10 protein-coding genes are annotated in these 12305 nt (G+C 73.2%); 6 read left to right on the top strand and 4 right to left on the bottom strand.

Going from position 1 to position 12305, the window contains the following annotated elements; translation table 11 throughout:
- Positions 1-167 precede the first annotated feature (167 nt).
- Together ABIC29_RS09730 and ABIC29_RS09725 are read right to left on the bottom strand one after the other, a co-directional pair.
- Positions 168-1520, bottom strand: coding sequence for a DUF4407 domain-containing protein (locus ABIC29_RS09730; RefSeq protein ID WP_354244856.1), 1353 nt, complete (start codon positions 1518-1520; stop codon positions 168-170).
- Between the two features lie 333 nt (positions 1521-1853).
- Positions 1854-3404: an FAD-binding oxidoreductase gene (locus ABIC29_RS09725; RefSeq protein WP_354244853.1), complete on the bottom strand. Its 1551-nt coding sequence runs from the start codon at positions 3402-3404 to the stop codon at positions 1854-1856.
- A gap of 276 nt (positions 3405-3680) precedes the next feature.
- On the opposite strand from ABIC29_RS09725, the gene ABIC29_RS09720 reads away from it, so the two are divergent.
- A complete protein-coding gene (locus ABIC29_RS09720) occupies positions 3681-4739 on the top strand; it encodes an LLM class flavin-dependent oxidoreductase (RefSeq protein ID WP_354244850.1) in 1059 nt (352 codons plus the stop codon).
- 113 nt (positions 4740-4852) lie between these two features.
- Here ABIC29_RS09720 and ABIC29_RS09715 read toward each other — a convergent pair whose 3' ends face one another.
- The gene (locus ABIC29_RS09715) at positions 4853-5269 is read right to left on the bottom strand and encodes a transferase (protein WP_116084489.1); all 417 of its coding nucleotides are present in this window, start codon (positions 5267-5269) and stop codon (positions 4853-4855) included.
- Positions 5270-5467: 198 nt separating this feature from the next.
- Here ABIC29_RS09715 and ABIC29_RS09710 point away from each other — a divergent pair, with 198 nt between their 5' ends.
- The 5 genes from ABIC29_RS09710 (at position 5468) to ABIC29_RS09690 (ending at position 11212) form a co-directional block, all read left to right on the top strand.
- Positions 5468-6871 (top strand): glycosyltransferase, encoded by a 1404-nt coding sequence (locus tag ABIC29_RS09710; RefSeq protein WP_354244847.1) that lies wholly within the window; start codon positions 5468-5470, stop codon positions 6869-6871.
- A gap of 90 nt (positions 6872-6961) precedes the next feature.
- Positions 6962-8680 (top strand): ABC transporter ATP-binding protein, encoded by a 1719-nt coding sequence (locus ABIC29_RS09705; protein ID WP_116084494.1) that lies wholly within the window; start codon positions 6962-6964, stop codon positions 8678-8680.
- The gene (locus ABIC29_RS09700) at positions 8677-9672 is read left to right on the top strand and encodes an energy-coupling factor transporter transmembrane component T family protein (RefSeq protein WP_116084496.1); all 996 of its coding nucleotides are present in this window, start codon (positions 8677-8679) and stop codon (positions 9670-9672) included. Before ABIC29_RS09705 ends, ABIC29_RS09700 begins: the two co-directional genes overlap by 4 nt.
- 70 nt (positions 9673-9742) lie before the next feature.
- Complete coding sequence (locus ABIC29_RS09695; RefSeq protein WP_354244842.1) at positions 9743-10612, top strand: siderophore-interacting protein; 870 nt, start codon at positions 9743-9745, stop codon at positions 10610-10612.
- A 3-nt stretch (positions 10613-10615) separates the two neighbouring features.
- Positions 10616-11212: an ECF transporter S component gene (locus ABIC29_RS09690; protein WP_116084500.1), complete on the top strand. Its 597-nt coding sequence runs from the start codon at positions 10616-10618 to the stop codon at positions 11210-11212.
- An 81-nt stretch (positions 11213-11293) separates the two neighbouring features.
- Here the strand turns inward: ABIC29_RS09690 and ABIC29_RS09685 are convergent, their stop codons facing one another.
- Positions 11294-12244, bottom strand: coding sequence for an FKBP-type peptidyl-prolyl cis-trans isomerase (locus ABIC29_RS09685; RefSeq protein ID WP_116084502.1), 951 nt, complete (start codon positions 12242-12244; stop codon positions 11294-11296).
- Positions 12245-12305 lie beyond the last annotated feature (61 nt).

Here is a 12305-nt window from a genome sequence, read left to right as displayed (position 1 = left end):
CTCCCCCGTGGAATCGTGCGACGACGATGTCGCAGACCCCCAGCCTATGAAGCACAGGAGCCATGCGACACCCCCAGCCGAGAAGCCTGACCACCTTTTCAGGATCACGGCGGTCATGGCTGCATCTTGCAGGTATGACCGATGTGGTCCTGAAAAGGTGGACTGCCTCAGCCGAGCTTCGGGGCCGTGGCAATGGGAGCACCGTCGGCGTCCTGCTCCCACTCGCGCACCGCGCGCGCCGCGATGAACGGCGCCCGCTGATCGGCCCACTCGTCGACGGCGGCGAGTTCGGCCTCCTCCTGCTTCGCGACGAACGCGTCCGCGACCCGTCGGCCCGACTCCCGGCGGAGGCCCGCGCGGTACTCGGCGACGTCGAGCCTCGGCGCCGACTCGTCGCGCGCGCTGCGGAGCCGTTCTGCCGCGCGCTCGCGCTCGGCGGCCACGATCGTGTCGTCGGTGATCGTCGCGACCTCGTCGTAGGCGGTCGGCGCCATGAGGTTCTGCAGGGTCTTCGTCAGCACGGGCATGAGCTCGATGCACACGAAGAGCAGGGCGATCATGAGGTGCGCGTACCCGAGCAGGCTGTTTCGTTCGCCGATCCGCCACAGCGCGTCGAGGCGGGCGAGCATGCCCGTGCTCTGGTCGGCGGCCGCGTCGTAGCGGGCGGCCTCGAGGTCGCGTGCCGCCGTCAGGCGGGCGAGCTCCGCGCTGTCGGCGGCGAGCGTCTGCTCGGCCTGCCCGACCGCCTCGACCGAGCCCGCCTCGATGCGCGCCTCCGCCTGGGCCTTCGCGTCGGCCTCCGCGGCCTTGGCGGCGTCGAGGGCCGCGAGCTTGCCGTCGCGGTCGAGCTTCTTCGACTGCGTGATGGGACCGTCGCCGACGATGCCGGTGCCTCCGGTGCCGTCGAGCTCGGCCAGCCAGACGCGGTTCGCCTCGTCGTAGGCTGCCTGCGCCGCAGCGGTCGCCGCCTGGGCGGCGACGTAGTCGGCATCGGCCGCCAGCGCGGCCCGACCGCCGTCGGCGATGAGTGCGCGCTGCGCCGCCACGCTCTCGGTGAGGGCCGGGATCTCGTCGTATCGGGGGTCCGCCGCGAGCTCCTCCTCGAACGCCTGCTTCGCCTCGAGCACCATGACCTCGGTCTCGGCGGCGATCTCGCGCTCGAACACCTGCAGCGTGAGCGGGGTCGCGACGACGACGCCGATCACGAGAGCCAGTGCGACCCGCGGGATGGCGAGCAGCAGGTTCGCCGATGCGCGGGGCTGCCTTGGCATGCCGACGACGAGCATGCGGTCGATGGCGAGGATCACGAGGCCCCAGCAGAGGCCGACGATCACGGCGACCCAGGTCGGCGTCTTCAGCGCCATCGCGAGCGCGAACGAGGCCGCCGCAGCCGAGACGGCCGCGGTCGCGATGAGCACGAGCCCCATCGCGAGGTACCGCTGGCGCTGGCCTGGCGCGAGCGCGAGTGCGTCCGGCCTCGCCCCGCCGAAGGTCGCAAGTCTGTCGCCGAGTCGGCTCATCGGTCCCTCGATCCGTTGGGGATCGGTCCACCCCGGCCCGTATCCGGCTCGACACGTTACTCCGCCGGATGGTCGTCGTCACTGGGGGAATCCCCCGAATGGACCCTGAGCCGTCGGATGGCTGCCTGGCCGGGCGAGCGCCGGGCGCCGCCGCCCGATCCCGCCAGCCGTCGCGACGCCGTCGCCCTTTTCAGGACCACAGCGGTCATGGCTGCATATTGCACGTATGGCCGATGTGGTCCTGAAAAGGTGAGAAGCAGGAAAAGGAGAAGAGGGATGGCAGGCGGCACGCGAGGGCGCCGGGTCGGTCTCGACCCGGCGCCCGCCTCGCGTTCAGCGCCGAACCGGGTGGTTCGAGCGGATCAGACCCTCGGGATCGACGGCGAGCTTCACCGCGCGCAGGCGGTGCACCCGCTCGCCCCAGAGCTGCTCGGCCGATCGCGCGTGCTCGGCGAAGTTCAGGTACTCCACCGGCGCGCGCCACGGCTCGATGCGCGAGAACAGCCGCCCGAGCGAGGCGACGAGCGCCTCGCCGAGACCGGGCATCGGGATGCCGCCGGCGAACACGAGGTACTGCGCGTCGAAGCCGGCGACGACGCCCGGAGTGGGCACACCGCGTTCGGCGGCGAGCGCAAGGGCCGTGTCGGGGTCGAGCGCACCGCCGAGGTGACGGAGCTCGGCCACGAGCAGTGCCGTGTCGGCGCCGGGGCCGACCGCGTCGAGGAACGCGCGCACGGTCGCGGGCGCGAGCTCCGAGAGCATCATGCCGTCGCCGAATCCGGGCGAGGGCTCCGGCGGGTCCATGTGCAGCGCCAGCAGTTCCGCGACGGGCTGCGGGTGCACGGTGTCGAGCTCGGGCGAGAGCGCACGCAGCGGGGCGAGCAGCTCGTCGGCTCGCTCCGGCGACTCCTGGCAGACGGCCTCGACGAGGAGGATCGAACGGCCCGACAGGAACGGCGGCAGCTCGGGCAGGGCCGGCAGGCGCATGACGCGCGCGGTCGAGGTGACGCTGTCGGGCAGTCCGCCCGTCCAGGCGGCCCACGTCTGCAGCACCTCGTCCGCGGCATCCAGCGGCCAGAGCATCATGCCCGCGACGACCTCGGCGATCGGGAACAGGCGGAACTCGAGCGCGGTCACGACGCCGAAGTCCCCGCCGCCGCCCCGGATCGCCCAGAACAGGTCGGCGTCGTGCTCGGCGTCGACGCGGCGCAGGCGACCGTCGGCGGTCACGATCTCGGCGGCGAGCACCTGGTTCGCGGCGAGGCCGTGCGAGCGGGCGAGCCAGCTCACGCCGCCGCCGAGGGTGTAGCCCATGACGCCGACGTCGTGCGACGAGCCGGCGAGCGCGGCGAGGCCGTGCGGCGCCGCGGCGGCGACCACGTCGCCCCACTGCGCGCCCGGCTGGATGCGGGCGACGAGCGCCTCGGCGTCGATCTCGACGCCACGAAGCTCGTGCATGCGCAGCAGCACGACCTCGTCGAAATCGGGCTGCGCGGCGAGCGGAGCCGCGTTGTGGCCGGTGGACTGGGCGGCGACACCGAGCCCGGCGGCCGCAGCCGCGCGCACGGTCTCGACCGCGTCGGCGGCGCTCGCGGCGACGACCACGGCCGCGGGGCGCTGGTCGACCGCGAGGTTCCAGGCGGCGCGGTCGTCGTCCCAGCCGGGGTCGCCCGGAACGGTCAGGCGCCCGTCGAGGCGGGCTGCGAGCTCGCGGATCTCGTGGCGGACGCGCGCCGACGCGAGGTCGGCGACCGGCCCGAACGCGGCGACCGGCACGACCGGCACTGCGGGTGCGGTGCCTGCGCTCGGGGAGTCGATGACGGAGGACACGGACTCCGCAGGGACGGCGGCGCTCGAGACGGCGCCGGACAGAGGGGTGTTCACAGTGGTGGTTCCTTTCGATGGGGATGCGCCGCGGGCCCTGGCCCCACTCGGTGGGGCGGACGGCCGCGGGACTTCCCATCGGCACGCACGAACGCAAGAACCAGTGAACGATCCGGCCGTGCTCCGCGCGCCAGTGGCATCCCTGCGAGATCCTCAGGGTTATCCCGCGAAGATCCAGCACGCTCGGACGCCGCAGCACCCCGCTCGCGATCGAACGGGCGAACGGATGCCGCGGCATCCGGAATACCCGACCGCGCCCGCCGGTTGGCCTTGACGATGTCTGAAACACTGCGCCTGTCCGTGCTCGATCTCGTTCCCGTCCGGAGCGGCCAGACCAGTGCGGGGGCCGTCGCGGCATCCGTCGGTCTCGCCAAGCTCGCCGACCGGCTCGGGTACACCCGCTACTGGTTCGCCGAGCACCACAACATGCGCTCCGTCGCCTCGACCACGCCGCCCGTGCTCATCGCGGCGACCGTCGCGCAGACCGAGCGCATCCGCGTCGGGTCGGGCGGCGTCATGCTGCCGAACCACGCGCCGTTCGTCGTGGCCGAGCAGTTCGCGGCGCTCGAGGCCATCGCGCCGGGTCGCATCGACCTCGGCCTCGGCCGCGCACCCGGCAGCGACCCCGTCATCACGCAGCTGCTGCGCATCTCGGGCCCGACGGCCGACGTCGACCGGTTCCCCGATCACATCGCCGACATCCTGGGCCTCGTCTCCCCCGACGGCGCGACGCTGCGCCTCACGAGCGGACGCGAGTACGCCATCACGGCGACGCCGGCCGCTGCGGGCGTCCCGACCGTGTGGCTGCTCGGGTCGAGCGACTACTCGGCGAAGCTCGCCGCGTCGCTCGGGCTGCCCTACGTGTTCGCGAACCACTTCTCGGGCGAGGGCCTCGAGCGTGCGCTCGAGCTGTACCGCAGCGAGTACCAGCCGAGCGAGGCGCACCCGACGCCGCAGACCTTCCTCACGGCGAACGTCTCGGTCGCGCCCACGTCCGACGAGGCGCGCGCCCGCGCCCTGCCGCAACTGCGCGCCATGGCCCGCCTGCGCACGAATCGCCCGATGCGCGAGCTCGAGACGGTCGAGGAGGCGCAGTCGGCCCCCGCGGACTCCATGGTCGAGGAGCTCATCGCCGGCATGGAGCGACGCTGGATCATCGGCGACGCGGCGGCCGCGGCATCCGAGCTGCGCACCCTCGCGACCCGCCACGGCATCGACGAGATCATGGTCTCGCCCATCTCAGGCTCGTTCGCGGGTGAGCCGACGGATGCCGCGCCGGGCCGCGAGCAGACGCTCGAGCTGCTGGCGGGCGAACTCCTGGCGCCGGCCGAGTAGGCGCGCTCAGGCGGCGCGACGTCGCCGCCGGCACGCGAAAGGACGAGTTCCGGCGGTCATGGGCGCGCGTGCCCACCACTGGAACTCGTCCTTCGGATCGTTCTGATACGGGCCTAGGCCGCGAGGCCGAGGCGCCGCAGGTCGTCGCCCGATGCCGTGTACTCGGCGCCGGCCTCGACGACGTACTCGCGCGGAACCCTGGCCGCGTTCTGCACGCGCGCCTCGCGGCCGACCTGGGCGAAGGGGCCCACGACGGCGCTGCGGCCGACGACCGCGCGCTGGCCGATGCGGGCGTTCACGCCCACGACCGCGCGCTCGGCGACGATCGCGCCTGCTTCGACCCACCCGCCGTGCTCGATGCGCGCTCCGCGCTGCACCTCGGCCCCGGGGTCGACGTACGCCGTCGGGTCGACGAAGGCGCTCTGGTCGACCTTCGCCGTCGTCGAGACGAGGCCACGGCCGTTCGCGTGCTTGCGGTAGCGACGCAGGACCCCGGCTTCGTCTTCGAACTCGACGTAACTGATTCCCACGTTGTCCTCCCTCCGGCGCGGGGTCTTCCGCACCCGGACATTGGTACAACACCGCAGCTGGACCGGGCATTCCCGCGGGCCTTCGCCGCCACGGCGTGGGGTGTTCTCGGTGCCCGCCCTGATTCCCGGTCGTGCCAGCACCGAGATCGGCTCGAATCGCTGGCGGGCGCGGTTCGCGGCTCGCTAGCGTCGCCCCTCGTGCCGGGTGTTCACCGGCATGCGCCGGGCGCATCCGCTCGGTTCGCCGCATCCGTCGAAGAGATCCACATGTCGAACTACCTGCTCTGCTCCAATCCGATCCAGGGCCATGTCGCCCCGATCATCGCCATCGCCCACGACCTCGTCGGTCGAGGCCACACCGTCACCGTGCTGACGGGGTCCCGCTTCCGCGACGCGGTCGAGGCCGCGGGCGCGACCCACCGCCCGCTCGGCGGCATCGCCGACTACGACGACCGCGAGATGCAGGACCACCTGCCCGATCGCGACCGGCACCGAGGCATCGCCAAGCTGCAGTACGACGTGCAGACGATCTTCGTCAGGACCGTGCCCGACCAGTTCGCGGCCGTCGAGGCGGCGATCGACGAGTGCGCGCCCGACGCGATCCTCGTGGAGTCCGCGTTCGCCGGCGTCCTGCCGCTGCTGCTCGACGGGCGTCGCGACGGCGGCACGCATCCCCCGGTGCTCGCCGTCGGCGTGCTCCCCTTCAGCCAGTCCAGCGCGGATGTCGCCCCCTACGGCCTCGGGCTCCTGCCCAAGCCCGGCGCGCTCGGCCGGATCCGCAACCGCCTGCTGAACGTGCTCGTGCAGCGCGTCGCGTTCCGGGGGACCCAGCGACTCGCGAACGAGCTGATGCACTCCCTCGGACGCCCGAGCCTGCCGTCGTTCGTGCTCGACCTGTCGCGCGTGCACGAGCGCTTCCTGCAGCTCGGCCCGGAGGGCTTCGAGCCGCCGCGTCGCGACCTGACGCCGACCGTCCGGTTCGTGGGCACGGTGCTGCCTCCCGCCCCGGCGGGCGGAACGCTGCCCGAGTGGTGGCACGAGCTCGACGGCTCCCGTCCGGTCGTGCACGTGACGCAGGGCACGATCGACAACAAGGACCTCGATCGGCTGATCGGGCCGACCCTCGACGGCCTCGCCGACCGCGACGTGCTCGTCGTCGTCTCCACCGGCGGACGCCCCGTCGCGGAGCTCGGCGAGCTGCCCGCGAACGCGAGGGCCGCCGAGTTCCTGCCCTACGACGAGCTCATGACGAAGACCGACGTCTTCGTCACGAACGCGGGCTACGGCGGAACCCAGTTCGCGCTGAGCCACGGTGTTCCGATGGTCGCCGCCGGCGACACCGAGGACAAGCCGGAGGTCTCGATGCGCGTCGAGTGGTCGGGCGTGGGCGTGAACCTCCGCACCGGAACGCCGACCGCAGCGGCCGTGCGCGAGGGCGTCGACCGGGTGCTCGCCGACCACGCGTTCACCGACCGGGCGCAGGACCTCGCCGACGCGATCTCGGGCTACGACACGTTCGGGCTCATCGAGGGCGAGCTCGAGGCCGCGGTACTCGGGCACGCGGTGTCGCGGCGGACGGATGGAAAGGTTAGGCTCTCCTAAGCCGATCGCTCGGCGCGCCCCACCCACCGCCGCTCCGGACCACTGCCGCTGCGGACCCACCGCCGCTCCGGCCGATCTCCGGGACCCCACGTGACCGCACCCCTCATCGCCCTCGACGCCGTGAGCATCCGCCACGACGGGGCCGAGCGGTCGACGCCCAGCGGCGTCTCGTTCGAGGTGCGCCCGGGCGAGGTCGTGCTGCTGCTCGGGCCGTCGGGGTGCGGCAAGTCGACGCTCGCGCTCGCACTCGACGGGCTGATTCCGCACGCCGTGCCCGCAGCCCTCGAGGGCATGGTGCGCGTCGCCGGGCTCGACAGCGCCGGGCACACCGTCGCCGAGCTCAGCGAGCACGTCGCGATGGTGTTCCAGGACCCCGACGCGCAGGTCGTCACCGGCACCCTGCTCGACGAGGTCTGCTTCGGCCCCGAGAACCAGCTCGTGCCGGCCGCCGAGGTGCTCGAGCGCGCCGAGCGCGCGCTGAAGCTCGTCGGCCTCTGGGAGCGCCGCGCCGACAATCCCGACGTGCTCTCTGGAGGCGGGCGGCAGCGCCTCGCGGTCGCGTGCGCGCTCGCACTGGCCGCACCGGTGCTCGTGCTCGACGAGCCCACCGCGAACCTCGACCCCGCGGGCATCGACGAGGTCTACGCGGTGCTCCGCGACCTCGCGAGCGAGCGCGACCACGCGATCGTGCTCGTCGAGCACAACCTCGACGCGGCCGTCGACATCGTCGACCGGGTGATCGTGCTCGACGCCGCGGGGCGGCTCGTCATCGACGGCCCGGCGCGCGAGGTGCTGACGCACCGGGCCGAGCAGCTGCTGGAGCTCGGCGTCTGGCTGCCGGTCTCGACCCTCGCGGCCCTGCGCCTGCGCGACGCGGGCGTCGTGCTCGATCCGTTGCCGCTGAGCCCCTCCGAGCTCGCCGCCGCGCTCGACGCCGTCGACGTGCTGCCGTCGCCCGCCATCGCCGTCGACCCGTCCGCCGCGACATCCGCCCCCGCCATCACCGTGCGCGACTGCTCGGTGCGGCGCGGCGGCCGCCGAGGACCCGTGGTCGTCGACGGGGTCGACCTCGACGTGGCATCCGGCGACTTCCTCGCGATCGTCGGCACGAACGGCGCGGGCAAGACCACGCTGCTCCAGGCGATCGCGGGCGTCATCCCGTCGCCGAAGGGCAGCGTCGACGTGCTCGGCATCGACCCGTCCCGGGCCGACGCGCGCACCCGCGCCCGGCAGATCGGCTTCGTGTTCCAGAACCCCGAGCACCAGTTCGTCGCGCACACGGTCGCCGAGGAGCTCGAGCTCGGGCTGCGGCTCCAGGGCGTCGACGAGGAGGCCCGGCGCCTCGAGGTCGACCGCATGCTGGCCCGCTTCGACCTGACCGAGCACCGCGACCGGCATCCGTTCCTCCTCTCGGGCGGGCAGAAGCGCCGCCTCTCGGTCGGCACCGCACTCGTCGCCGGAGCCCCCGTGCTCGCGCTCGACGAGCCGACGTTCGGCCAGGACCGCGCCCGCGCCTCCGAGCTGCTCGACATCCTGAGCGGCCTGAACGCCGAGGGCACGACCGTGCTCGTCGTCACGCACGACCTGCAACTCGTCGCCGACCACGCCACGCACGTCGCCGTCATGCGCGACGGACGCCTGCTCGGCGTCGGCCCGACCGCCGAGGTGCTCGCGGGTCCGCTCATCGAGGCGGCCGGGCTGCGGCATCCGCCCCTCGCCCGCGCCACCCGCGGCCTCGCCTCGCACCCCGAATGGCACGCGGTGACCCGGATGTCGCAGCTGCCCGTCGCCCGTCAGGCCGCCGCATGAGCGCCGTGACGCCCGACCTCACGCCCGACGCCGCCGCGGCCGCGGCACGCGCGACAGCTGCGGCGAGCGCCTCGGCGACGGCCGCGCCGGCGACCCTTGCCGCATCCGTCACCCCCGACACAGCTGCGAGTGCACGCCCGCGCGACCCGTACGCGGAGCAGGCGCCCGCCCCCGGCATCCGGTTCCTGCACCACCTCAACCCGCTCGCGAAGTTCGCCGCCCCGCTGCCCGTGATGCTCGCGCTGATCTTCACGCGCGGCCTCGCGATCCCGACCGCGTTCATCGTGCTCGCGCTCGCGCTGCTCGTGATCGGCGCCCGGCTCTCGGGTCGCGCGCTGGCGGTGCTGCTCCTCGGGGTCCCGGTCGCGATCGCGGTGCTCGGGCTCAGCTTCGGTCTCTGGGTCGACCCCGAGCGCATCTCGGGCGCCGGCGCCGCGGCATCCGTCGTCATCTTCGAGATCGGCGACTGGCAGTTCACGCTCGCGGCGTACCTCGTCGGGCTCGCGACCGCCCTGCGCATCGCCGCCCTGCTCATGCTCTCGCTCATCGCGGGCCTCACCACGAGCGGGCCGGAGCTCGTGCGCGCGCTCGTGCAGAACCTGCGCGTGCCGTATCGCATCGGCTACACGGCCCTCGCCGCGCTGCGGTTCGTGCCGCGCTTCGGGCACGAGCTCGAGGTGATCCGCGCCGCGCATCGCGTGCGGGGAACGGATGCCGGGCGCGGGCCGATCGCGGCGGTCCGCCGCACGATCGGCACGGCGATCCCGCTGCTCGCGAGCGCCATCCGCCATGCCGAGCGCGTCGCCCTCGCGATGGACGCGCGCGCGTTCGGCGCCCACGCGACCCGCACCGAACGCACGATCAGCCGCTGGCGCGTGCGCGACACGGTGTTCGTCGTCGCGTTCTGGGCCGTCTCGGTCGCCATCTACTGGTGGGCGCTGCAAGCCGGACTCGGCGGCGTCACCTCCGACCGCACCGAGGTCGGGCTGTGACAGCGGCCGAGGCACCCCCGACCCGACCCCCGACCCTCACCCACGACCCACGACTCCCGAAGGAGCCAAGATGGCCAAGACGCACAGCCGCCAGGTGAAGACCGAGCGCACCGCCCCGATCGAGCTCGAGGTGCTCGCCACCAGGCGCGTGAGCCCGTCGTTCACGCGCATCACCGTCGGCGGGGCCGAGATCGACCGCTTCACGCCGCGCGGCTACGACCAGTGGTTCCGCCTGTTCCTGCCGCCAGAGGGCTCCGACGAGGTGCGGCTGCCCGATCGCGACGGATACCTCGGCTACGCGCAGCTGCTCCGCACGCCGAAGGCCGTGCGGCCGACGATGCGCAACTACACGGTGCGCGAGTACCGCCCGGCCACCGACGAACGCGGCGCCGAGCTCGACATCGACTTCGTGCTGCACGAGAACCCCGAGACGGGCGGCCTCGAGGGCGTCGCCGCCTCATGGGCGGACACGTGCAAGGTCGGCGACCGCGTCGGCATCCTCGACGAGGGCTACGGCTTCGACGCGCCCGACACCGCGGCGTGGTTCCTCCTCGTCGCCGACGAGACGGGCGTCCCGGCGGTCGCCGGCGTCTGCGCGTCGCTCCCGGCCGACGCGCGCGGCGTCGCGATCGTGGAGGTGCCGCATGCCGACGACGTGCAGCGGTTCCCGACCCCGGCCGACGTCGTCGTGCACTGGATCGTGCGCGAGCACGACGAGCGACCCGGCGCAGCGGCGTACTCGGCCGTCGCCGGCCTCGAACTGCCCGGCGACGTCGTCACCCACGCCTACGCGGTCGGGGAGTCGGGGCTCGCCACCGGCATCCGCCGGCTGCTCGTGAACGAGCGCGGATGGGCGAAGACCGACGTGAGCTTCTGCGGCTACTGGCGCCTGCCGAAAGGCGCCCCCGCGGTCGAGACCTCCCAGCTGATCGGAGCCTGAGCCATGCGCCTCAACGTCCCCACCCGCCTGCTGCTCACCTGCGCCGCGATCGGCGCCGCCGCGGGCCTCGTGCTCGTTCCCGCGTTCGTGCTCTCGACGACGCTCGCACCGGCGGTGCCGCTGCTCTACGCCGCGTTCGCGGGCGTCTGGAGCATCCCGTTCGTGATCGCGCTCGCGCTGCTGCGCCAGCCGGGCGTCGGCCTGCTCACCTCGCTGATCGCGGGCCTCATCAACGCGGTGCTCACGCCGCAGGGCCCGTCGGCGATCCTCACCTGCCTCATGATCGGCGCGATGGTCGAGATCCCGCTCGCGATCGGGCTGTACCGCTCGTTCCGCCCGTGGATCTTCTACGTCGGCGCCGCCGCGTTCGCGCTCCCGTACGCGCTCTACTCGATGCCGTTCCTCGGCGTCGACCGGTTCCCGCTGTGGGCGCAGATCGCCTATCCCGTGCTCTCGGTGCTCTCCAACCTCGCGGGCGTCTGGCTGGGCCTGCTCATCGCCCGCCGGCTCGAGCGCACGGGCGTCGCGCGCGGCCTGCAGCGTCCGGTGCGGCGCATCAGGGCGACGGATGCCGCGGCGTCGGCGTCGCCCGTGGCGTAGCCCTTCAGGCGACCTTCACCGGGAACGCGGAACGGGCCGCAGCGATCACTCGCTGCGGCCCGTTCGTCGTTCGGACGTCGCCTACGCGGCGGGCGCCGTGTCGAGGATCTCGACGAGGAACACGAGGGTCTGGCCCCCGAGCTCGGCGGCGGCGGCGTCGGTGCCGTAGGCGTACTCCGGCGGGATCGAGACGATGAGCTTGGTGCCGACCTTCTGGCCGACGAGCGCGGCGCCGAAGCCCTGGATCACCTGGTCGGTCGAGAACTGCGCGGGGTCGCCGCCGTAGCTCTGGTCGAAGACCTCGCCGGTGTCCCAGCTGGTGCCCTGGTAGTTCAGCGTCACGGTGTCACCGGTCGCGACGACGTCGCCGTCGCCCTCCTCGAGGACCTTGATCTGGAAGTCGGTCGGAGGCGCGGTGTCGGGCAGCGTGACCGTCGGGGCTTCGCCCTCGGCGCCGAACGTCACCTCTGGCACGTCCTCGGTCCACTCCTTGGCCTTCAGCGGCTCCTTGACGTCGACCACGATGACTACGCTCTCGCCCTTGGCGAGGCCGACGTTCTCGTTGCCCTCGCCGTCGTAGAGCGCGGAGGCCGGGGCGACCGTGACCGTGCGAGTGCCGGTGGGCACGCAGTCGATGCCGGCGAGGAAGGCCTCGTACACGCCCTCGCCGCCGGCCGTGATGGTGGCGGGCTGCGAGAAGAGCTGGGCGCCGGAGGAACCGGCGAAGGCGCTGACGACGGCGTTGACGCTGTCGCCGGCCGCGGTGACCTCGCCGTCGCCCTCGGTGACGATCGTGCGCTCGAGTTCCTCGGCCTCGAGCGGCGTGTCGAACGTGACGGTGGGAACGCCGCCGAAGTCGCCCTCGACCTTGACGCCGTCGCTCAGCTCGCCCGCCGAGAGGTCCATGCAGTCGGCCGCCGCGGGCGTGTCCGTGGCTTCGGGGTCGCCGCCGCCCGCACAGCCGGCGAGGAGCAGGGCAGCGGCTGCGGTGGCGAGTGCGACGGGCGCGATGCGGCGCAGGGCACGATTCATGAGGGGGTCTTCTCGTTTCGATCGGAACGTTGGAGGGTTCCAGTCTGCACGTTCGTGCTTT

It is taken from the genome of Agromyces sp. PvR057 (assembly GCF_040547485.1).
Taxonomy (GTDB): Bacteria; Actinomycetota; Actinomycetes; order Actinomycetales; family Microbacteriaceae; genus Agromyces.
This window is presented reverse-complemented; position numbering and strand designations above follow the sequence as displayed.

Excerpts from the sequence above, each read along its gene's own strand:
- ABIC29_RS09730 (WP_354244856.1), bottom strand. The coding sequence starts at position 1,520 with ATGAGCCGACTCGGCGACAGACTTGCGACCTTCGGCGGGGCGAGGCCG.
- ABIC29_RS09720 (WP_354244850.1), top strand. The coding sequence starts at position 3,681 with ATGTCTGAAACACTGCGCCTGTCCGTGCTCGATCTCGTTCCCGTCCGG.
- ABIC29_RS09700 (WP_116084496.1), top strand. The coding sequence starts at position 8,677 with ATGAGCGCCGTGACGCCCGACCTCACGCCCGACGCCGCCGCGGCCGCG.
- ABIC29_RS09695 (WP_354244842.1), top strand. The coding sequence starts at position 9,743 with ATGGCCAAGACGCACAGCCGCCAGGTGAAGACCGAGCGCACCGCCCCG.
- ABIC29_RS09690 (WP_116084500.1), top strand. The coding sequence starts at position 10,616 with ATGCGCCTCAACGTCCCCACCCGCCTGCTGCTCACCTGCGCCGCGATC.
- ABIC29_RS09685 (WP_116084502.1), bottom strand. The coding sequence starts at position 12,244 with ATGAATCGTGCCCTGCGCCGCATCGCGCCCGTCGCACTCGCCACCGCA.